Below are 22,407 nucleotides of genomic sequence, written 5' to 3' on the forward strand. Positions count from 1 at the left end.
ATAACCCTAGTCTATTCCTCTAGATTCCATATTATGTTCTACATATATTTCATTCTATCTGAATATTGCAAATCCTGCACTAATTAATTTGAAATTCAACTTATTTTCGTTGTTTTTTTCGAAGGAGGAGACACAAATTGCTCAAGTTCCCTGGTCTGTAATTCTTGGTAAAGAAGCTCTAAAAATTCAAGATCTAACTTTAGCTCTATTGCTTTTAAATAAGCATCAATAAGGATATCATTACGAATCTGTTCCATTTTACCTTAGCAACCTCTCTTCATTCTATTATAAGCAACCGGACTGGTTGTCTTCCATTCTTAGAATCCTTTTTTATCATATGCTTGCTTCATTTGCTTAAGTGCTTTTGCTAAGGTGTCTTTTGAACAAGCTAGGTTCATTCTTTCAAAATGCTCGCCTTCTGGACCAAAGATAGGACCGTGATTAAAGGCTACTTTCGCTTCGTGCAGCAGCCATTCATTTCGCTCTTTCTCAGGCATACCAAGCTCCTCAAAATCAATCCATAGAAGATATGTGCCTTCTGGCTTAATTGGTTTGATTTTTGGCATATGTTCTTTAAAGTACTGTTCCACAAATTCATAGTTTTGCTGGATATAATCCATCAACTCGCTTAGCCATTCTTCTCCGTGACGATATGCTGCCTCTGTCGCTGCTTGTGAGAAAATATTTATCGAGCTGAATGTTGATTGGATAAATTGCTTAAGCTTTAGTCTCTTATTTGGATCAATCACAACAGCATATGATGCCTGGATTCCGGCCAGGTTAAACGTTTTGCTAGGCGCAAGGCACGTCAATGTCCGCATTGCCATATCTTCATTGATAGAAGCGATCGGAATATGCTTTTGACCCTCAAAAAGGAGGTCAGCATGAATTTCATCAGATATAACTAGCAAATCATGCTTCTTGCAAATTTGAGCTACTTTTTCAAGTTCCTCTTGCTTCCACACTCGGCCTACAGGGTTGTGAGGATGAGACAGCAGCAGCACTTTTGTCTTTTCAGTAATCAATGATTCTAAATGGTCATAGTCCATCTCATATTGATCTTCTACTCGCTTAAGCGAGTTCTTCAAAATAATACGCCCATTTTTCTCAATAACATCGTAAAAAGGATAGTAAACAGGCGTTTGAATAATAACTTCGTCACCCGGTTCTGTAAAAGCTTGAATCATATGACTGATTGTCGGGACAATCCCTGATGTGTAAATAAAGGATTCAGGATTAACTTCCCAGCTATATCGGTTTAGTAACCAAGTGCATATAGCTTCGTCTGCTTTTACAGAAGGAGCTGGGTACCCAAAAATACCGTGTTCTACTTTATCTTTTAATGCATCTATAACTGGGCGCGGTGCTTTAATATCCATATCAGCTACCCATAAAGGAATAACGTCCTTCGCTCCAAAACGAGCTTCCGTCATATCCCATTTCATAGAGTCTGTCCCTCTTCTATCTTCAATAAATTCTAGCTTTGTACTCAAAACAACCTTCTCCTTCCATTGCAAAAAAGTATCTTATCGACACCACTAACTAGTATTCAATATAAACATACTTATTTCCTTTTCATTCTACAAAAAGAATTTAGACAACATACATTATTTTCAGTTTACTTCGTGTGTAAGGTCCCTGCCTTCTAATCCTTCGATAATATGGTCTCTTGCCATTTGAGCCATTTTCATTCTTGTTTCAAGCGCAGCACTTCCAATGTGAGGCATTGCGGTAACATTAGGTAACTTAAGCAGCGGATGATCTGCAGAGATCGGCTCCTGATCAAATACATCTAAGCCAGCAGCATAAATTTCATTTGTTTTTAAAGCCTCATATAAAGCCTCTTCATCTACGTTTGTCCCACGGGACGTATTAATAAACACAGCGGATTTTTTCATCTTAGCAAATTGTTCATGTCCCATCATTTTTTTCGTCTCAGGAGTGGAAGGGGCTAATAAGACTACATAGTCTGATCGCTCCAAAAGCTCATCAAAAGTAACATAGGAAGCATGTAATGTCTCTTCTGCTTCTCGTTTTCTTGATCGGTTATGATAGAGAATATTCATCGAGAATCCTTGAGCTCTCTTTGCCACTGCTTCACCTATACGCCCCATACCGATAATGCCAATTGTCTTATGCGAAACTTCTTGACCGGTCAAATAAAAAGGCGCCCAGCTTTTCCATTCGTCTCTTCTAATTACATCTGCTGCTTCTATAAGCCTTCTTCCACTCGCTAAAATTAAAGCAAATGTCAGATCAGCCGTTGCATCTGTTAAAACGTTAGGCGTATGCCCGACTTTAATTCCTCGCTCTATAGCCCCTGCTACGTCTATATTGTCATATCCAACCGCCATTGTACTCACTACTTTTAGCTTTGGCGACTGTTCATATAATTCATCATTAATGTCATCTGTTAAATTCACTAGTAATGCATCAGCATCCTTACTTTCTTGTAATAAAAGATCACGAGGCATTACTTTATCTTCATATTCCCACATCACTACCTCATATTTGTCTCTTAACGGGTTGATGATTGAATCTGGAAACTTTCTTGTTACGACAACCTTCATCCAAATCCACTCCTTTCTCTCTCTACTTTATAAGATTCGACTAAATGTTCCTTATTCCTCCACTAACGTATCACAGTATTCATTACAGGTAAAAGCTTCTACTCCTCTTTCTTAAATTGTGCCCACTTTGGAGGCAGCTCGAACGTTTCAATATGTTCAAAAGATATAACTTTTGTTTCCCCTGCTGTCACGAGCAGTGTCACTCGATCCCTCCCGACACTTATATGAGGGCCAATTACTGGTACAACATCAAGAACTACTTTAAAACGGAAGGAACGAAATCCATCCATTCTTTCAATATGTAAGACGGACATTTCGTAAGGATATACAACGGGTACCTTCTTAAGACTTTTTGCATAATACTTCCTAACGGCGTCACTAACTGGATCTGTCAATTGAAGCATCATGATATCATGAACCTGAAGCTCTATACTGTCCACATTTAGTTTAAGTTCTTTAGAATAAACGTGATTTTGAATTGGTAAAAACAAGAGCAGAAAGCATATATAAACCATCCCTAATCTTTTCATCAGAGCTCCCCCTTTTTCAATGTATCTACTTAGCCTCTCTCAGTTTCCACTAATCATTCTTAAACGAAAAAAACAGCCCACTTAATTTTGGGCTGCTCCTTCTTATCAACTTTCTTCTTTTTTTATAACAACGACTGTCAAAGGATCGATCGTTATGCTTTTAGCGGTTAATGTAAAGCCAGTTGGGTTCTCAATCTTTTCAGTGCCTGCATTAGCGGCATCTGCTATGACAATCCCTTGGGTGATGTCTTCAGATAACGTCAGCATTCGCCCATGCAAACTGGCATTGACAAATACATAATAGCTGCCCGTCCCGTCAGTAGCTGCATTTCTGTAGGCTAAGATTAAGTCAAATTCTTGAATTTCAGGCGCTTCTATCAGGTGTACATGCTGATCTATGAGCTCCTTTGTTCCTAGCCTGAACGCATTCGTAGACCGTCTCAAATGAATTAATCCCGCTGTAAATCTTCTTGTTGCTGTATGAACAGGAAACTGGTTTGGATCCGTAGCCTTTGACCAGTCAAACATATTTATTCGATCAGAAGAGTTGTATGAATCATGAATAAAATGAGGATATCTAAACGGTTCCCCTTGCTCATTTACCATAAACGTTGATTTATAAGGCGCGTGCCCTGTGTTCGCTAAAAACTGCTTTGTCCTGCCATACTCTTGGCCGGCATGGATAAAAGCTGTTCCCTGACTTAACAACACGAGCGCATTTCCTATTCTGATTCGTTTATGAATTTCTTCTTGATGGTACTCTGGATCTTTCATGATCGACTGAGCAATGACATCGTGAAGGGTTAAATTATCATGTGCCTCAATATAAGGCACGACATCACCAGGTGAAGTAGCGATGAAATTATGTGGCTGGGCTTTAATATTATCAAATATTTGACGTATGTTTCTTGCGCCATTCGTTAAAAATCTTGGCTGTCCTTCACTTCCATAGCCAGACTTTAATTCATTTCTAAATTCATCAGAAAACACACCCACACTGTCGGTATATTGCATCCAATCTTGATCAGCTGCACGGACAGGCATTCCCTCATCGCCTACAAACGTCCTCCAGCCTTCTCCTATCATTAAGATGTTGGGATTGAGAGCTTTAGCCTGATTATATGCTAGTTGGATTGTTTCACTATCATGGTCTCCCATCATATCAAAACGAAAGCCGTCTATTTTAAATTCTTCCACCCAATAGGTAATTGAATCTAACAAAAGCTTTCGTGCCATAAAATGTGTGGTACCTAACCGTCCTCCGCCAAAGCTCGTTCTTGCAGTCCCATCTATGTCCATAAAATGATAATAATGAGGAACTAAGGTTTCTAGGATTTCAACGAGAGCTGTATGGTTATAGACAACATCTAATATGACGCCCATTCCTTTAAGGTGGACCGCCTCTATTAAAAGCTTCAATTCTTCAATTCGACGCCTAGCGATTTCAGGTTGAGCTGAGTACATGCCTGATGGCGAGAAGTACCCATGCGGATCATAGCCCCAATTATAATTATTTCCCTCAGATGAAAAATCCAGTTCGCGTGTTTTATTATCATTTTCATTCACTTTATAACAGCTCATGATGGGCAAAAGCTGAATATGAGTGACCCCGAGTGTTTTAATATAATCAAGTTTATCAATGAAAGCAGTGTATGTCCCAAAAGGTGACTCTAAATCATTTTCAATCATTGGATCAGAAGTGAAGTCTCTTACATGTACCTCATAAATGACTGCATCTTCTCTTTTTTCATATTGTTCGATCGCTGCAAAATCCAGCTCTGGACCTATGGTTGAAGGATTAATAATGGCCGCTTTCCCCACTAAATAACCTCCTCTGAAATCCCATGCTGCCATTGATTTTGCATATGGGTCAAGCCCTAGTTTCTTCTGACCATTCACTTCAATAACATAGTGATAATAATAGCCTTCTAAGTTACTTACGCCCGTATTTTCATGGGTAAGTGTCACCTTCCATACACCTTGATCTTCTTTGGTCATGATGATTTCATCAGCTATGATATTGAACTGATCTTCTTTATCATAAACAATTACACTAATAGAGTCGGCTAATGGAGACCATAGCTTTAAAGTGGCATTTCCATTTTCATGCAAAGCGGCTCCTAATTGTCCCTCATATTTAAAATAGGTATCCATTAACGTCCAATGAAGACGGAGCTGTATGGCTTGTTCTTTATATGTCACTGTAAATGGTATGTGTTCAATTGAAAATACACCGCTTAGTTCAATTAGATCGTCTTCAATTTTTCTTACTTCATCTATTGGAATATCCTCGCCGGTATGGCTTTTAATATGGATATTTTCTTTGAGATCATTATCACTTAGTTGATCGATACCAATCCCTTTTACATGAATAGTCGTCTCTCCTGCTACTACTCCTGAATGCAGATAAAATCCTATTGGTGGTGTATTCATCAATGATCACCAACTCTCCCCAATTAAAATGTGCTTATTACCAACATATGCACTGATAATGAACATGTGTACTTGATATAAGAATGCCTTATTAAAATCAAATGAGAACAAAAAAGCATATAAGAAACGAACCCTTATATGCTACTCATTTTATGTTGAAATATGCGGTTTTATAAGGTGAACTTATAGATCTTTAACTTTCCCGATCTCTTTTTGAACATTCCCCTTTGTTTTTTCTTTCTTGCCTTCTCGCTGCATTTTGCTATTGTTTGTTGCATTTCCCACTTGATCCTTCACTTCACCTTTTGTTTTGTTCACTCCGCCTTTAACCTTATCTGAAAGTCCATCATTATTGTTTGCCATCGTTTTATTCCTCCTTTGTTTGTTAAAGATATATAACCTCATTTAGGGAAGAATAAACATCACTTTATAGGAATGAATATGGTAAGATGGCTACAGTAGTATTGGAGATTGTTTAAAAGGAAAGGTGTTAGTCCATGAGTATATTAACCGTTAAAAACTTAAGCCACGGTTTTGGTGACCGTGCTATTTTTCATGACGTTTCCTTCCGCTTATTAAAAGGCGAGCATATCGGCTTAATTGGCGCAAACGGCGAAGGTAAGTCTACATTTATGAACATTATTACAGGTAAGTTAATGCCTGATGAAGGAAAAGTAGAATGGTCAAAAAAAGTTCGTGTCGGTTACCTAGATCAGCATACCGTACTTGAGCGAGGCATGACAATGCGTGATGTTCTTAAGAGTGCATTCAAATATTTATTTGACCTAGAAGCTGAAATGAATGCGATGTATGACAAAATGGGGGACGTAACTCCAGAAGAGTTAGAAAAGCTTTTAGAGGATGTCGGTGTGATTCAAGATACTCTCACAAACAACGATTTCTATGTTATTGATGCCAAAGTAGAAGAAATTGCTCGCGGCCTTGGTCTTGATGATGTTGGTCTTGAGAAGGATGTTGAAGATCTAAGCGGCGGTCAGCGTACTAAAGTTCTTCTTGCTAAGCTGTTGCTTGAAAAGCCAGATATCCTCTTGCTTGATGAGCCGACCAACTATTTAGATGAACAACATATCGAGTGGTTAAAGCGTTACCTGCAGGAATATGAAAATGCCTTTATTTTGATTTCGCATGATATTCCGTTCTTAAATAGTGTAATTAATTTAATTTATCATATGGAAAATCAAGAGTTGAATCGTTATGTCGGCGATTATGATCATTTTCTTGAAGTACATGAAATGAAAATGCAGCAATTAGAGGCCGCTTATAAACGCCAGCAGCAAGAGATCTCACAGCTAAAAGATTTCGTAGCAAGAAACAAAGCACGTGTATCTACACGAAATATGGCTATGTCTCGTCAAAAGAAGCTAGATAAAATGGATGTCATTGAATTAGCTAAGGAGAAGCCAAAGCCTGAATTCAATTTTAAAGAAGCACGTACAACAAGCAAGCTTATTTTTGAAACAAAAGACCTTGTGATTGGGTATGATGAGCCGTTATCTCGTCCTCTTGACTTACGTATGGAACGCGGTCAAAAAATTGCTTTAGTTGGGGCAAACGGTATTGGTAAGACGACCCTGCTTAAGAGCCTGTTAGGTATTAATAAGCCTCTCTCTGGATCAGTTGAACGCGGAGATTATCAAGAAATCGGCTATTTTGAACAAGAAGCAAAAGACTCCTCTAACACGTGTATTGAAGAGATATGGCAGGAGTTCCCTTCACTTGGACAAGCAGAAGTCCGTGCAGCTCTTGCTAAATGCGGCCTGACGACAAAGCATATTGAAAGTAAAATGATTGTATTAAGCGGTGGAGAAAAAGCAAAGGTCCGCCTTTGTAAATTGATTAATCGTGAATCAAATATCCTTATTCTCGATGAGCCGACAAACCACTTAGATGTAGAAGCTAAAGCTGAACTCAAACGTGCCTTAAAGGCATACAAAGGCAGTATTCTTCTGATCTCGCACGAACCAGAATTTTATGAAGACCTCGTAACAGACGTGTGGAACTGCGAAAGCTGGACGACGAAATTAGTATAAATAAGAATTCGTGACAAAAGTAATTTATAGATGAGAAACAGCGCGCATCTGTTCTGCAGATACGCGCTGTTTCTTTTTTTGAAGGATAACCTTTCAATAAGCAATGACTTAGCCGAACTTTCTCAAAATGAAATACATCCCTATCGTATTTGTTGATCTCCGCTGCAGGTGCTCGCTTTCCGCGGGCGGTCCGGGAGCCTCCTCGGGTTTTCGCCCTGTGGGGTCTCCCTGGTCACGCACATCCCGCTGGAGTCTCGCACCTTCCGCTCCAATCAACAGAGGAAGGATGTTATATAATGCTCCCTCATCGTAGTTGTTCGTTGTTAAGTGATTTAAGCAAACGAAGACTCGAAGTTGTAATTTGAACTAACTCATTAATATATCACTCCTCTAATTAATTACATAAAGCAATAACCCAGCGGATGAACGATACGTAGACTCCTGTGTGGACTAGAGCAGGGGTGAGATCCCACAGGGCTTTAGCCCGAGGAAGCTCACCAGCTCCACACGGAAAGCGAAGTATCGTTCAGGAGCGGCGGTATACACTGCATCCCATATTTCCCAGCTTTTTAGTTCCATTGCCTAGAGCAGGAGTAAGATCCCAAAAGGCTTAGCCCGAAGAAGCTCACTAGCTCCCCACGGAAAGCGGAGTATAGTTCAGCGGCGGCTGCCTTACACCATTCAAGCTTCTTGTTTCATTCATTCGTACCGGGGAATGATGGCATTAGAGGAGTGATCATATGAGCTTTGATTATGAGCAAGACTTTGACAACATCAATTTCCGTGAAAACCCTGAAAAGTATCGAGTCGGACGCGGGGAGCAAGGCGTTCTTCTCGTGGAACCTTATAAAAGTGAAATTCTTCCTCATTGGCGTTTTAAAACACCAGAAATTGCACGCGAATCATCTGAGAAAATCTATCAACTCTTCCAATACTACAAAGAAAATGACGATTTCATCGGCATGGATATGGCTCGTAAATTCATTCAAATGGGTTATACGAGAGCCAGACGCTATGCAAATTATAAAGGCGGGAAAAAGTACGATGAAGACGGTTATGTGAAAAAGCGGCAGATAGATGAGGAAAAAGCAGAGTCGGCACGAATCTTTGAAGAAAAATGGAAAATCATTCGAACAGATAAAAAGTATCTTGAGAAAAAGAAGGATCACCAGAAAAATTTCGGGTGATTCTTTTTTTAATTCCTCCCTATGCGAACACTTCTATTAATTAAACGTTTGTTTAATCCCCAAAGTGCGTCAAACATGTGGTACAATAACGCTTGTCTGAAAAAAATAAGTTGCCTGACTATCAAAAAATATATAGCGAACCTTACTAAAAAGGAGGCATGTCCACCTATGAGCCATACACCTTTTATTGCAGTTGAAGGACCGATTGGAGTGGGAAAAACATCTCTGGCTAAAGCGATATCGCTTCATTATCAATATCATTTACTAAAAGAAATTGTCCACGAGAACCCATTTCTAAGCAAGTTTTATGAAAACATAGAGGAATGGAGTTTTCAAACAGAGATGTTTTTTCTCTGCAATCGCTATAAACAGCTTGAAGATATACAGCGGAAATTTCTAGCCTCCAATGTTCCTGTCGTTGCGGACTACCATATTTATAAAAATATTATTTTTGCCCAGCGTACATTGAGAAGCGACCAATATGAAAAGTACACCGCAATCTATGATATTATGACCCAAGATATGCCTAAGCCGAACTTTATTATCTACCTTGATGCAAGCCTGCCGACATTGTTAAAACGAATAGAGATGCGTGGCCGTGAAATGGAACTGAAAATGGATCCTGCATACTTGCGTCAGCTTAGAGAAGATTACGAAACGGCCATGGCTAAATGGGCCGTCGAATACCCTGATATACCAATAATCCGCATCAATGGAGATGAGCTGGATTTTGTTCAACATGAACAAGATTTGCAAAAAATCTTCACCCTGATTGATGATGCTAGAAAAGAAGGAGCTTTTTGCCTTGAATCTACGAGATAAATACAATATCCCAAAAGATGCTATTATCACAATTGCCGGTACAGTTGGCGTTGGGAAATCCACGATGACCAAGTCCATTGCAAAAGCGCTTGGTTTTCAAACCTCTTTTGAAAATGTAGACCATAATCCATATTTAGATAAATTTTACGCAGACTTTGAGCGTTGGAGCTTTCATTTGCAGATCTATTTTTTAGCCGAACGCTTTAAAGAACAAAAGCGTATGTTTGAACAAGGCGGCGGATTTGTACAAGACCGTTCGATTTATGAAGATACAGGTATATTTGCGAAAATGCATGCAGATAAAGGAACGATGAACCCTGTAGATTACGAAACGTATACAAGCTTGTTTGATGCGATGGTTATGACCCCATTCTTCCCTCACCCACATGTTCTCATTTATCTTGAAGGAAGTCTTGATGATATTATTGACCGCATTCAAAAACGAGGACGTGAAATGGAGCAGCAAACACCAGTCTCTTACTGGGAAGAAATGCATAAGCGTTATGAAACATGGATTGACTCGTTTACTTCCTGTCCTGTCCTGCGCCTAAATATATCTGATTACGACCTGCTTCGTAACGAGAATGATATTGAGCCGATTATTGCTAAAATCGGAGACGTTATTGAAAGCAATCAGACAGCTGCTCAGCTTTAACATACATCCCTCCTTAGTTCTCTAAGGGGGATTTTTTATTTCTATCCAACATAGCTCGTCAACTCATAATTACCCTCAAAGCTGAATATGATAGGGCAACATGTCATAACTAGCGAGGTATAGAATGATTGAAATATCAGGAGTCCCTTTTCACTCAAGCACAAGCTGGCCTGCCGGGAGTTTAGAGCGAAGTATTGTGGATCAGATGATGAATTCTTCTGCTACTTTTTCCTATCGTTCAATGAATGAACAGCAATTTGAAGTGGAATTGCGGAGAAGCATCATACGAAGTTCTCGAATGCTTAATCAAAGTAATGCCGCTTTTGAAGTATTTGAGACCTCTCGCAGCAATCCGATGTATTGGTATACAACAAGATACGGGGGTTTTCAATTAAGACCTGGAGTCAGACCTTCTGTTGCGATTGATGATATTTACCGTAATAGTCATATGTATGGGTTTGAATGTGCAACAGCAATGGTTATTGTTTATTACCACGCGGTCTTGAATATCATCGGTCCATCTAAATTTGATCAATTATTTCCTGATCTTTACTTGTACAGCTGGAATTTTGACCCTGACCTTGCCCTTCAAACCGGATTTTCTGCTCAATTTGTCCCAGGGGATGTTGTGTATTTTAACAACCCTCAATATCATCCCCAAACCCCGGAATGGCGAGGAGTTAATGCGGTTTTACTTGAAGACGGAACCTATTATGGCCATGGCATGGGGATTATGAGAGCCGACCAGATGATTGCAAGTTTAAATGAATCCAGAGCGCCTTGGGCCACGCAGCCTGCCTATTTAACAAATATGGTGACAAGACCTGGATTCGCTTATTTAGCAAGTGTGGCTCAAATGCGCTCACAACGACCAGAAAAAGTAAAGTATCCTGTTATTGAACATAATGAATGTTCCATCTCCTTTGACCGATACGTCTATTACCTCAACAACACCCACCTTAACGGGCCGACCCCATAAGGTGGGTGCTTCTTTTTCAAGCACATCATTCAGTCAGTTGATGGACCTCCAAGGCTGCTCTTATGCCTGACTCAACTGCACCCTCAATCCAGGCATGCATGAAAGAAGTATGCTCTCCTGCAAAATGAATCCGCTGTTCCGGCATTGTTATGATCTCTGGATATGTTGTGGCTTGATAAGGTCCATATAAGGAGAAGCACCCGCCTGAAAAACGATTTTGTCCCCAATTATATGAGGTTCCTGCTAGAAAGGTTTGTTCTGCTTTTTGGCCATGGATTCTTGAAATAAAAGTCAACGCATATTCCACTCGCTCCTCATCAGACATCGACTCCCATAACCTGGCATTCTCACCCCAGCTGTAGCTTCCTAATAAGACCCCGGGACCTGGCTTACCGATCCCTAGGCTTGGATAATACATAAACTGAGTCGGCAAATCCGTAATCAGCTTCCCCCCTAGCATCCCATCTTCCTCCCAAAATTTCTTATCAAATTCTAACCCTACCTTCACAGAGGAAACATACGGCAGCGTCCGTATCGCTTTCCACTTTTCAAATTTTATAGAATGGTAGGGCTCTACTTCAATAAATTGAAATACAGAAAAGGGAATCGTTGTAATGACATAATCTGCTTGAAAACTACTAATAGATTGAGGTCCTTCTGTAATTACTTCTACTCCTTTATCATGTTGGATTATTTTTTTCACTACATAATTTAAATAAATATCCTCTTCTAAATAAGGATAAAAGGAATAAGGAAGCCGGTCATTTCCCCCTTCGATCTCATAAAACGACACATCTTCCATAAAGATCGTATTAACAATGTTTAAGAGGGTATCTAAAAAGGATAAGGAAGGAAATCCTTCGATCCCCAAAAGGGTCTGTATCTTATGGATAGCATGAGTTGATAACGTTCTTCCGATTGGATTATTCCGCAAAAAAGTAGTCATTGAATACTGATCAAAATTTCGTCTTAGCAGCTCTCTTTGCTGCTCGTTTGCATTTCTGTAAAGGTCAACAAAGCTAGATACAGCTTCTTGTAATAATTGTTCGGCTGTCTTACCTTTTTCATCTTCTAAAAGCGGGAACTTCAAAATGGCGGGATCTTCTTCGTATTGATATCTTCTAACCAATTTTCCATTAACATATAAAAGATCATTCGGTGTGCTTGTGATAAAAGGGGTTATAGATAGGCTCCATTTGTTGATCCAGGAAAGTGTTAAGACATGATGACTCGGGATACGCATTGCACCCGCTTCAAAATAGTTTCCTTCAGAGAACGGTTCTCGGATCGTATGAACTCTTCCACCAATTCGGTCATTTCCCTCAATAATCGTCACTTTGTGGCCTGCCTGCTTTAAGAGATAGCCAGTTACAAGTCCAGCCATTCCAGCTCCCAAAATTAATATATCTTTTTGAGGTGCTCCGATATCGGGCAGCCCCTCTTCAATTATTTTAAGATATTCCTCCGATTTTTCGGTATAAGAAGGTAACGGATCTATTCTTCGCATTTTCCCAATCCTCCTTGATCATCTCAAGCAACCCAGCCTTCTAGCTCCACCATAAAAACCGGACAACTTTTACGCTGCCCGGTCATCATCTTCTTTATCTGTTTTTGAAGTAAAATAATACAATTTCGGAATATGGAAAAATGGAACATACTCAAGCAGTAATGAAGCTCCAACAAACGCAACCATTTGAAGATCAATTCCTTTTAGCATCACGGCACGCTCCTCTTTTGGGCAGTTTATGATGCCACGTGATTGTCTTATGACTAGTGACCTTACTGCTTATAAAAGTATTCCCCCGCCTGAATAGCACCCCTAACCTCAGGAGGCTTCTCTAAGCTGTTTGTTGAACTATAGGCGACCGGTTCCAAAGAAACGTCTAACACTTCCCACGCCTCCGCGTATCTTCCTTTTTTAAAGGCTTTAATAACTGCATCTAAGTCCAAGCGATCGACAATGTGAACGTCCGTTGCTGCGGCAAGTTTCAAGCAGGAATCTGAGAGTTTATCTGCTGTTGTAATAATTAAAGCACGCTCTGCCCCGTAAAAGGCTTTTGCTGCATATACTTCCTGCACCGCGGATAACCCTAATTTCTCGCGATATCGCTTTGCTTGAACGACACACTTCGTCCCGTCTTGCTGCTCATATAATAGATCAGCCCCGTAATCTCGGCTTTTCTTGGTCTGATAAACCTGCTCATACTCAAGAGCTGAGATCAGCACATAGAGATAATCCTCAAATTCATGTCCATCCATTTTATCGATATCACGCATTGTAATTTTAGCTAAATCAAATTTTCTTCTTCGCCCAACTATCCATTTAATCCAGCCTATTAATAAAAGGACTACAAGAGCCCCTGCTATCCAGATCACTAACGAAGAACTAATTGAAAACGAATCAATCAACCGTCTTCACACCTTTCTATTCACATGCCCTCATCATACGGGATTCTCCCCCTGCATGCAAACATATGTTTTTCATCGCACTACATCAAAAGTCGTAGAGACGGCTCAACCAGATTATGCAAAAAAGATCCGTATCTTCACCGAGGACCGCGGACCGCGTAATTCGTAAACTGAAAGTAACTAAAACAAAGGAGCTGGTAGGATCATGCAGCAACAAAAAGTAATTATGATCACTGGAGCATCAAAAGGATTAGGAAAAGCATTAGCTCTTCACCTTGCTGGTAAAGACCATAAATTAGCGATTTGCGCACGAAATGAGGAAGAGCTGAAGCAAGTAGAAAATGAGATTCACAGACGTGGTGCAAAAGTCGTTGCGGCCGTCGCTGATGTAAGTAATAAAAAAGATGTAGAGCGCTTTGTTTCTATAACTGAAAATACCTTCGGCAAGATTGACGTTCTAATCAATAATGCCTCTGTATTCGGCCCTGGCCCAACATACTTAGCAGATTACCCTGATGAGGCATTTGAAGACGTCATCCTCTCAAATATTACGAACCCTTTTTATATGACAAAGAGAGTATTACCCGGCATGCTTGCTAGACAAAGAGGAACCATCATCTCAATCACTTCTGAAGTTGGTATTACTGGCTATGCAGAATGGGGAGCCTACAGTGTCTCAAAATATGCCCTAGAAGGATTAGCTGCTGTCTGGGCGGATGAGTTGAAAGATACAGGAGTCCAAATGGTGCTGGTCGATCCAGGAGAAATGGATACGATTATGCATAAAATTGCGGTACCAGATTGTAATTACTCTCTCTCATCCCCCGCACAAATTGCACGAGCACTACAATCAGTCGTATTAGATGAAACGATGAGCTTGAATGGGAAAAGATTCGAAGCACAAGACCTTATCGAGGAGGGACCTCATGATGATTAATAGTACGATCCATTCATTTAAACTACCACCTTACCTGCATGCCACTACGCCTGCAGAAGTTACAAGAAATCAACGCAGCGATGTAAGGTTATTGACTTTACACGGAGACAGCGGGGCGTGGGATCATCACACATTTGAAGATATTATAGACCTTCTTCAGCCTAATGATCTTCTTATCTTAAACACTAGCCGTACCATTCCAAGCTCACTTCGGACAGTAGATGGGGGAGAGATCAGACTTTCAAGAAAGATAGATGAACAGGTATGGGAGGTTTTAATCTTAGAGAAACGTTTAAACGAATCCACTACTCTCTATTTTGATGATGGAATCTCGGCATCTATCGTCGGTCCAGGTATGGCTCCTGAGTTGACTCTTATTGAATTTTCTATTGGAGGGGAAGGATTAATGCACTTTTTTTACAATCATGGTCAGCCAATCACCTACGAATATATCGATACTCCGTGGCAGCTATCACATTATCAAACAGTCTATAGCCATCAGCCTGGCTCTGTGGAGATGAATTCAGCGGGGCGTGCATTTTCTCATAAAATGCTTAAACAATTAAAGGATAAAGGAGTTCAGATCTCCTATGTGTGCCTTCACACCGGCCTAAGCTATTACGAGAACAACCGCTGGCCTGATCCTTTAAGACACTTTGAGTGGTTTTCAGTGGGAGCTGATACCGTTGAACATATATACAAAACAAAAAAGGGAGGACATCGTGTGGTGGCAGTTGGAACCACTGTGGTGCGGGCGCTAGAAAGTGCACATGACCCCAAAGCTGGATTGCAGCCACAAGAAGGGCTCACCAATGTATATATTGACAAAGATACGACCTTAAAAGTTGTAGACGGCCTGATTACAGGATTTCATGAGCCTGAAGCGAGCCACCTTGATATGTTATGCGCCTTTGTTCAAGAAAAAAAGTTGATTGAGGCCTACCAAGCAGCCATAAACGAACAGTATCTATGGCATGAGTTTGGTGATTTGAATCTCATTTGGAAGCAGACCTATGCATGAAGCTGCATCATCTTGGAATTGATGTCGTTGATCTTGATAAAAGTACAGAATACGTCCAATCTACTTATCAAGCTCGGTTTCTTTTTGAGACCACTTTTGGTGAGGAGACAATCCGATTTTTCCAGCTGAATGAGTTTGTATTAGAGCTTATTTATCACCCTGCCAAAGAACAATTAAGCTGTCATATTGCATGGCAGGTAGATTCGATTGACCACATTTTTAATCACATAAGCAGCAAGGACGAAAAAAAGATCGAAGGACCCTATCAATTTGAAAATGGCTGGACATCTATTTTCCTTGAGCTAAATGAGGAGCTGTATGTAGAATGGGTAGAAGAGCCGCTTATCTAAAGGTAAGCATATGATTTTTTGGTACAGATAATCACTTCAAGGTCGGGATAAGATTCCTAAATCCTTCTTCCCCCAAGTGATAATCAGTGACTTAGGCAATCGTTAACATCGATTGCCTTCTTACTGTTTTAGTATCATCAAAAACCACTACGTTATATGATCTTTCTTCAGCAAAGAATACACATTAACATCATATGCCACACCATTTTGGTACATATAATCTCTCAGGACGCCTTCTTTCAGAAATCCCATTTTGGTTAATAACTTATTAGAGGCTTCATTTTCTATAAAAACAACAGCACCTATTCTAGTTAAACCGAGATCACCAAATCCGTAATCAATAACTTTAGATACAGCCTCAGAGGTGTATCCCTTTCTCCAATGGTCAGGATGTATCTCATAACCTATCTCTGCTCTCTTATGTTTAGGAGACCAAGCATTAAATCCAATAGTACCTATTGTTCCTTGTGTTCCTTTTAATTCAATCCCCCAACGTATACCTCTTTTTTCTTTGTAACTATTTGCAAAAAATTCAACAAGAGTTTCTGCTTGTTCTATATTTTTCAAAGTATCTTGTCCATAATACCGTGTTACATGTTTATTTGAAAAACAAGCAAATATCCCCTCTGCATCATTCTTTGATATTTCTCTTAGTACCAACCTTTCTGTCTCTAATATTGGAAACATTGGCTTTCCTCCTTAACCATCTTTAGTAGTAAGCCCCATCCTCATTGCAAATAAAGCAGCCTGTGTACGATCTGACAGCTCTAATTTTGAGAGGATATTTGAAATATGTGTTTTAACTGTTTTCTCTGTGATATGTAGAACATCCGCCAATTCCTTATTACTTCGTCCTTTTGCTAATTCTATGAGCACTTCTTTTTCACGCTTGGTCAGTCTTTTTACTTTAGCTTCCTCCTCGTCTTCCTTATGTGAAATTCTAGTCAGCACATACTTCATCACTTTACTGTGCACTTTACTCTCACCTGCATGAAGAGCACGGATCGTTTCTGCTAATTCTTCTGGGTCAATGTCCTTTAACTGATAGCCGCTTGCACCAGCTTTCAGCGCGGGAATCACATAATCTTGATCCGAGAAGCTCGTTAAAACTAAAATCTTTAATTCGGGGTTTGCCTTTATTAACTGTTTTGTAGCTTCTATTCCGCCCATCACAGGCATGACAATATCCATAAGAACCACATCCGGTTTTACGGTTTGAACAAGCTTTACAGCCTCCTCACCGTTTGCTGCTTCTCCTACTATTTCCAGGTCACTTTGTGTAGCTAGAAAAAAACGCAAGCCTCGTCTGACCATTTGATGATCGTCTACGATAATCACTTTAATCATCATTCTCTCTCCTTTTTTGTTCGAAAGATGTTTTGTTCGATAGGGGCTAGAGGAATAGAAATGGAAATCACAGTTCCCTGATCAGGAGCACTCTTCATGTTAAAGGTTGCACCTATCTCGTGTGCTCTTGTTCGCATGTTGAGAAAGCCGTCCCCACTAAAGATTGAATGATCTTGTGGTGAAAAACCGCATCCAAAATCTTTAATACTAATCTTCCAATTAAATCCATCCCGATCAAAATGCAGGTCGACGCTTTTTTCTCCTGAATGCTTGCTGCAATTATTTATTGATTCTTGAATGATTCTCCACACATTGCGCTCCACCTTAGATGGTAATTGAACGTTCCCATCTCCTTTTACATTTACTTTTATTCCAATCAGTGCTGCATAACGATGGATGGCAGCAACCATCCCATCTTCTAGTTCTTCCGTACTCGTCTGCCAAATGATCTGCTTTAACTTGAGAAGAGCCTCACTGGATACCTCTCCAATTAAATCTATGGCTTCATTTACATTCGTATCCTTACCCTTGTCTTTTATCCCTTTAGCAGTAAGTGAGACAGAAAAAAGTAATTGATTAACAGAATCGTGTAAGTCGCGAGCTAATCTATTTCTTTCATCCATTCTCGCAAGTTCTTGTTTTTTTTCTTCCTGTTTCAGTCTATAAATAGCAGCACCAATTTGAAGAGCTACTGTTTCTAATACCTCTAATTCCTCGTTAGAAAAGTGGTTTTTATCAACAGAAGCAATATTAATTAAGCCATATGTCCTATCCCCCGCAAAAATGGGGACCGTTGCATGATGAGTTAAGCCATTGGTTGGTCTGCCTAGTTCCCTAGCTCTTTCAATCCTTCTGCATTCCATAATATTCGCTGCTTTTTTCAACTGTCCGTTCATACATTTATCTTTACACCAGCAGCCACCCTCACACATGAGTTTTGAGCGATGTTCGAGCCCGCTTGGAAGCCCATGATGAGCAACCAATTGATGACGATGGTCTTCAATTAAAAAGATCCATCCTGTATCATGATTAGTTACTTCTAACAGCTTCTCTAAAACAGGTTGAAGCATAGTAGAAAGGTCTTCCCCCATATTTAAGGTTTGAGCAATGACTTTTAACGTGTGAACGACATTCACCTGACCAACTCCCTTCTCTTTATTATAACGTGGACATCACTTTTCAGGAATTATTTACATATTATTGATTTTTAGTGGAATAGTAAGAATGATTTGTATAGAAAGGATGTTGCCTCGTGCAAGAAAAGAAAACAACCATGATGGGTAAAAAGAAACGATACCCTTTTTTGCCTACTCTCTTATTTGTCATTACATTTTATATGGTTCAGCTTTTTCAATATAACGTAACCGTATTTTTTATCGTTTTAGGATTATTAGGATCCATTCCGCTATCTTGGTACGGATGGAAGCAGCTTAAGATCGCAGAACAGCGATTATCCTCTGCCCGTGAAATTGATGGGATGACTCATCATCAATTCACTTTATTCCTAAAGCCTCTCTTTCAAAAGCAAGGGTACTCAGTCACAAAAGTAAAGCACTCAAATGAACATGGCGTTCATCTCATTGTACGAAAGCGCGGCATAAAGGCGATTGTACATGCTAAGCTAAGTCAAAATGAAGTTCAGGCTAAAACGCTGCGAGATATAAATTACGTTAAGGAACAATATAAAGCAAACCAAGTGATAGTTGTGACGAATCACCTCTTTACAAAAGAAGCTGGACAATACGCTACCGCAAATAAAATCATCTTAATGGATCATAATACGTTAGATGCCATGATCCAGGTCTTTATGAAAAAACGAAAAAACCATCGCTTCATTGACAGGGTTCGATCTGCTTGGCTTGATTAACCCCCCTCCTGTAGAGTACGTGCTCTACAGGTTTTTTTGCGTGTAAAAACAGAAGAAAGATGTCTATTTGTACACTAATATAAAAAATAAAAAGTAACAAAATTTTCATAATTTATTGATTTTTATATCTAGAGATTATACCCTGTTATATATGAAAGGGTTTTCATAGCTTTAGAAAGAGAAGGAGGAGAGAAAGATGAATACAACGAAAAACAGGTGGTTAATTGCTTTATCTGCCATCGCTATCCACCTATCCATTGGCGGAGCTTATGCTTACAGTGTCTACACGTATCCTATAAGTGAGCAAATGGGCTGGTCGCCAACAGAGATTACGATTGCCTTTACGATTATGATGGCGCTCGCTGGTACTTCTGCAGCTTTCTTCGGAAAATTTGTTGAACGCAGCGGACCTAGAAAATCTGCCATTGTTGCTGCTGTCCTTTTCGGTTTAGGACAAGCTGGTTCAGGTGTTGCCATTGCGCTCGGGTCCTTGCCGCTTTTCCTGTTAACATATGGACTAGCCAGTGGATTAGGTCTTGGTATCGGATATATTTCACCTGTATCTACTCTTGTAAAGTGGTTTCCTGACAGACGAGGACTCGCAACAGGCATGGCAGTTCTCGGATTTGGGAGCGGCGCACTTATTACAGCACCCATCGCTGCTAATTTGATGAGCACCATTGGCATCTCCGCTACATTTTACGTACTCGGTGCCTGTTATTTCGCCTTAATGCTTGTGGGTGCTTCCTATATTGCCCCGCCAAAAGAAGGTTGGATGCCGGCTTCGATGAAACGTAATATCGCTTCTGGAAAAAAAGTAATCAAAAAAGATCTTCAGCAGCTGACTTCAAACGAGGCTGTCAAAACGAAACGCTTTTGGATGCTTTGGACAATGATGTTGATCAATACAACAGCCGGAATTATGATGATCTCTGTTGCTTCTCCAATGGCTCAAGAGGTTGTAGGCTTATCTGCCGCTGCAGCTGCTACATTGGTTGGGATCATGGGTATCTTTAATGGGGGCGGCCGTCTTGGCTGGGCAGCCATTTCAGATTATATTGGACGCTCAAACGTCTTTCTCATATTCTTTGTAATCCAAACGATTGCCTTTCTAACATTACCGATGATTACTAATGTTATCATCTTCCAGCTTCTTATACTGCTTGTTGTCAGCTGTTATGGCGGCGGTTTCTCCAATCTCCCAGCCTTTGTAGGAGATTTATTTGGAACAAAGCAGTTAGGGGCCATTCACGGCTACTTATTAACAACATGGTCACTTGGCGGGATATTGGGTCCAATGATCGTATCCCAAATTAGAGAACGTACAGACAGCTATATTCCCGTTTTCTATGTCTTCTCAGCCTTGATTCTGCTTGCGCTGCTTGTGTCTATTATGATGAAGCTAGATATTAAAAAGAGTGAACAAGAAACAAAACAAAGACAGGAACAAGTCGTTTCTTAACCTTGCAAGCAGCAAAATAGACTGACTGGTCAGTCCAAAAAAGGTCTTGCGCATAAGCTGATGCTTATCGCAGGACCTTTTTCCATTATTCTTTTACAAAATTAATAGTGATTCCCCGGTCAATCTCCTTGGCTGTGAAGGTTAAAGCTCCCCATACCGTTATAGCGGTAATGAACAGGTTTAGTGCCAAGCCGACTAACGTCACTATGATTGGCATACTCGATTTTAACCCGATTATCCATTGAACAATCATCATAAAAAAACCACTTGATTCATCCCCCAGCAAAAAAACTAGCTCACTGGCAGGCAGTAATGTTAAGCCAAATGGAATTACTTGTATGAGCACATACCCCATTGCGACAAATAATAAAATGAACGAGGTTCCTGTTTCTAAGCGATTTTGAGGGTTTTTATGATTAAACTTCGCCCCAATGGCACCAAAATATAATCCGATAGCGCTTGAGCCTAGACCGGTTAATCCAATTAACAACCAACCAGCTACCGTATGAAAAGGTGACCATCCGAATATAATAGCACAAATGATCTGCAGTATTCCGATAAATCCGAATAGAATCAGCCAATGAATCCACAGTTTCCCAACAGCAACCTCAATTCCCTTTAAGGGCAGCACCCGCAGCAGGTCAATTGAACTTCCTTCTCTTGCAACAGAGCCAGAAGTGAATGTCGACGTCATAAAGGAAAACAACCCTAGAGCAATAGCTTGAAGACTGATCCAAGAAAGGGCGGGAACTGTTTGAAGAAACTCCATATTGCCGTCTCGAATCATAATCGAGAAGATAGGAAAGAACATAAAAAATGTCATAGGAATCAGCATCGTCCATTCTCTCATATCCCTCTTGATCGTCCGCCATTCTTTTAATCCAACCTCAATGATTGGAGTCCTTACTTTAAATACAGCAGAGGATGCCTTCTTTTTCTTTCGGTTTGATCTGCTTTCATTCATCTGAATCCAGCCTGTACGAAATCCTTTATCCACCAGCATAGAAGATAGATACAAGACAGCGAACGTCAAACCTGCGAGCAATCCACTAAACAAAATGGTTTCTCCCGTTACGTCACCGAGTAAAAGATGACTGACGCTTTCTCCAGCCCAATACAATGGCAGCCATTGAGGAAGCTCTGGGATAAGCATAGAAGACTCCCCCCCGCCCCCTCGAGACATCATTGTAGGGATTTGAAAGGCCACATAGCCTAGAATCCCTGCAAAAGCAGTAATTACAGTCATCAATTCTTTCGCTCTATGGGCAGGGATCATTTGAATAAGAAGTAAATTAAGTAAATAAGCAATCCCAAGCCCCATTAATACAACCAAAATGGCTGTAAAATAAGCAAATGGGTAATAAAATATATTGGCCCCCGCACCTAGACCAAACATGGTAAGTAAGACGAGTGAAGCTGCTAAAATCAGCCCTGGTATTCCAAGAAATACCTGCGTGAACTTTGCCCAGTAAATATGAGTTGATTTTAATGGCAAAGTGAACAACAAGGTTAAGTCATCATCGCCGTACAATTTGGTAAACACTTGTGGTACAGCAAATAAAATTAAGAAAGCAAAAAGAGATAGAAAACTAAGAGAAAGGATATCACTTAGTAATTCTCCCGGAAGCGTCCTTGCTACAGAAAATACGATACCGCTAAAAAAGAGAACCGCAAATCCTATTGCAACACCAGAAATGATAAGCGTCGTTTTGGCTTTATCGGAAGATTCTTTAAAGCTATTAAGATTCATCCTCCAAAACCAGCGAATTAGATTCCACGTCATACCC

Annotated in this window: 23 protein-coding genes; 10 read left to right on the forward strand and 13 right to left on the reverse strand. The window is 40.1% G+C overall.

Annotation, left to right across the window (positions count from 1 at the left end; genetic code table 11):
* Nucleotides 1–95 precede the first annotated feature (95 nt).
* The 6 genes from sda to A33I_RS13705 form a co-directional block, all read right to left on the reverse strand.
* Entirely contained in the window at nucleotides 96–257 is a 162-nt protein-coding gene (gene sda / locus A33I_RS20290; RefSeq protein ID WP_022628932.1) for a sporulation histidine kinase inhibitor Sda, read from the reverse strand.
* Between the two features lie 60 nt (nucleotides 258–317).
* On the reverse strand, nucleotides 318–1,493 hold the full coding sequence (locus A33I_RS13685; protein WP_022628933.1) for a MalY/PatB family protein: 1,176 nt from the start codon (nucleotides 1,491–1,493) through the stop codon (nucleotides 318–320).
* Between the two features lie 120 nt (nucleotides 1,494–1,613).
* On the reverse strand, nucleotides 1,614–2,570 hold the full coding sequence (locus A33I_RS13690; protein WP_022628934.1) for a 2-hydroxyacid dehydrogenase: 957 nt from the start codon (nucleotides 2,568–2,570) through the stop codon (nucleotides 1,614–1,616).
* A 98-nt stretch (nucleotides 2,571–2,668) separates the two neighbouring features.
* A complete protein-coding gene (locus A33I_RS13695; RefSeq protein WP_022628935.1) occupies nucleotides 2,669–3,100 on the reverse strand; it encodes a DUF3888 domain-containing protein in 432 nt (143 codons plus the stop codon).
* 105 nt (nucleotides 3,101–3,205) lie between these two features.
* Complete coding sequence (locus A33I_RS13700) at nucleotides 3,206–5,533, reverse strand: pullulanase (RefSeq protein WP_022628936.1); 2,328 nt, start codon at nucleotides 5,531–5,533, stop codon at nucleotides 3,206–3,208.
* Between the two features lie 183 nt (nucleotides 5,534–5,716).
* Nucleotides 5,717–5,896, reverse strand: a complete 180-nt coding sequence (locus A33I_RS13705; RefSeq protein WP_022628937.1) for a CsbD family protein — start codon at nucleotides 5,894–5,896, stop codon at nucleotides 5,717–5,719.
* A 134-nt stretch (nucleotides 5,897–6,030) separates the two neighbouring features.
* Between A33I_RS13705 and abc-f the strand changes: the two genes are divergently transcribed.
* The 5 genes from abc-f (at nucleotide 6,031) to A33I_RS13730 (ending at nucleotide 11,227) form a co-directional block, all read left to right on the forward strand.
* On the forward strand, nucleotides 6,031–7,584 hold the full coding sequence (abc-f, locus tag A33I_RS13710) for a ribosomal protection-like ABC-F family protein (RefSeq protein ID WP_022628938.1): 1,554 nt from the start codon (nucleotides 6,031–6,033) through the stop codon (nucleotides 7,582–7,584).
* 740 nt (nucleotides 7,585–8,324) lie between these two features.
* Complete coding sequence (locus A33I_RS13715; protein WP_022628939.1) at nucleotides 8,325–8,771, forward strand: DUF4385 domain-containing protein; 447 nt, start codon at nucleotides 8,325–8,327, stop codon at nucleotides 8,769–8,771.
* Nucleotides 8,772–8,939: 168 nt separating this feature from the next.
* Nucleotides 8,940–9,593, forward strand: coding sequence for a deoxynucleoside kinase (locus A33I_RS13720; RefSeq protein WP_012960190.1), 654 nt, complete (start codon nucleotides 8,940–8,942; stop codon nucleotides 9,591–9,593).
* Nucleotides 9,550–10,248, forward strand: coding sequence for a deoxynucleoside kinase (locus A33I_RS13725; RefSeq protein WP_201783214.1), 699 nt, complete (start codon nucleotides 9,550–9,552; stop codon nucleotides 10,246–10,248). The genes A33I_RS13720 and A33I_RS13725 overlap by 44 nt, the downstream gene beginning before the upstream one ends.
* A 124-nt stretch (nucleotides 10,249–10,372) precedes the next feature.
* Nucleotides 10,373–11,227, forward strand: coding sequence for a protein-glutamine gamma-glutamyltransferase (locus tag A33I_RS13730; protein ID WP_022628940.1), 855 nt, complete (start codon nucleotides 10,373–10,375; stop codon nucleotides 11,225–11,227).
* Between the two features lie 25 nt (nucleotides 11,228–11,252).
* Here A33I_RS13730 and A33I_RS13735 read toward each other — a convergent pair whose 3' ends face one another.
* From A33I_RS13735 to A33I_RS13740, 3 genes are all read right to left on the reverse strand, one after another.
* Nucleotides 11,253–12,734, reverse strand: coding sequence for a flavin monoamine oxidase family protein (locus A33I_RS13735; protein ID WP_022628941.1), 1,482 nt, complete (start codon nucleotides 12,732–12,734; stop codon nucleotides 11,253–11,255).
* A gap of 69 nt (nucleotides 12,735–12,803) precedes the next feature.
* On the reverse strand, nucleotides 12,804–12,944 hold the full coding sequence (locus A33I_RS21110) for a hypothetical protein (protein WP_012960194.1): 141 nt from the start codon (nucleotides 12,942–12,944) through the stop codon (nucleotides 12,804–12,806).
* A 62-nt stretch (nucleotides 12,945–13,006) separates the two neighbouring features.
* Entirely contained in the window at nucleotides 13,007–13,636 is a 630-nt protein-coding gene (locus tag A33I_RS13740) for a restriction endonuclease (protein WP_022628942.1), read from the reverse strand.
* Between the two features lie 205 nt (nucleotides 13,637–13,841).
* On the opposite strand from A33I_RS13740, the gene A33I_RS13745 reads away from it, so the two are divergent.
* The 3 genes from A33I_RS13745 to A33I_RS13755 are packed head-to-tail and all read left to right on the forward strand — an operon-like array spanning nucleotide 13,842 to nucleotide 15,944.
* Nucleotides 13,842–14,573: an SDR family NAD(P)-dependent oxidoreductase gene (locus tag A33I_RS13745; RefSeq protein ID WP_022628943.1), complete on the forward strand. Its 732-nt coding sequence runs from the start codon at nucleotides 13,842–13,844 to the stop codon at nucleotides 14,571–14,573.
* Complete coding sequence (locus tag A33I_RS13750) at nucleotides 14,563–15,594, forward strand: S-adenosylmethionine:tRNA ribosyltransferase-isomerase (RefSeq protein WP_022628944.1); 1,032 nt, start codon at nucleotides 14,563–14,565, stop codon at nucleotides 15,592–15,594. The genes A33I_RS13745 and A33I_RS13750 overlap by 11 nt, the downstream gene beginning before the upstream one ends.
* Entirely contained in the window at nucleotides 15,591–15,944 is a 354-nt protein-coding gene (locus A33I_RS13755; RefSeq protein WP_022628945.1) for a VOC family protein, read from the forward strand. The genes A33I_RS13750 and A33I_RS13755 overlap by 4 nt, the downstream gene beginning before the upstream one ends.
* A gap of 147 nt (nucleotides 15,945–16,091) precedes the next feature.
* Here A33I_RS13755 and A33I_RS13760 read toward each other — a convergent pair whose 3' ends face one another.
* The 3 genes from A33I_RS13760 to A33I_RS13770 are packed head-to-tail and all read right to left on the reverse strand — an operon-like array spanning nucleotide 16,092 to nucleotide 18,427.
* On the reverse strand, nucleotides 16,092–16,631 hold the full coding sequence (locus A33I_RS13760) for a GNAT family N-acetyltransferase (protein ID WP_022628946.1): 540 nt from the start codon (nucleotides 16,629–16,631) through the stop codon (nucleotides 16,092–16,094).
* Nucleotides 16,632–16,643: 12 nt separating this feature from the next.
* The gene (locus tag A33I_RS13765; protein WP_031311659.1) at nucleotides 16,644–17,294 is read right to left on the reverse strand and encodes a response regulator transcription factor; all 651 of its coding nucleotides are present in this window, start codon (nucleotides 17,292–17,294) and stop codon (nucleotides 16,644–16,646) included.
* Entirely contained in the window at nucleotides 17,291–18,427 is a 1,137-nt protein-coding gene (locus tag A33I_RS13770; RefSeq protein WP_022628948.1) for a GAF domain-containing sensor histidine kinase, read from the reverse strand. Before A33I_RS13770 ends, A33I_RS13765 begins: the two co-directional genes overlap by 4 nt.
* A gap of 116 nt (nucleotides 18,428–18,543) precedes the next feature.
* Here A33I_RS13770 and A33I_RS13775 point away from each other — a divergent pair, with 116 nt between their 5' ends.
* Both A33I_RS13775 and A33I_RS13780 read left to right on the forward strand, forming a co-directional pair.
* Entirely contained in the window at nucleotides 18,544–19,158 is a 615-nt protein-coding gene (locus tag A33I_RS13775) for a restriction endonuclease (protein ID WP_022628949.1), read from the forward strand.
* A gap of 196 nt (nucleotides 19,159–19,354) precedes the next feature.
* A complete protein-coding gene (locus tag A33I_RS13780) occupies nucleotides 19,355–20,620 on the forward strand; it encodes an L-lactate MFS transporter (protein ID WP_012960201.1) in 1,266 nt (421 codons plus the stop codon).
* An 85-nt stretch (nucleotides 20,621–20,705) separates the two neighbouring features.
* On the opposite strand, the gene A33I_RS13785 is transcribed toward A33I_RS13780, so the two are convergent.
* Complete coding sequence (locus A33I_RS13785) at nucleotides 20,706–22,403, reverse strand: putative ABC transporter permease subunit (protein ID WP_022628950.1); 1,698 nt, start codon at nucleotides 22,401–22,403, stop codon at nucleotides 20,706–20,708.
* Nucleotides 22,404–22,407 lie beyond the last annotated feature (4 nt).

The organism is Alkalihalophilus marmarensis DSM 21297 (assembly GCF_000474275.2).
GTDB lineage: Bacteria > Bacillota > Bacilli > Bacillales > Bacillaceae_D > Alkalihalophilus > Alkalihalophilus marmarensis.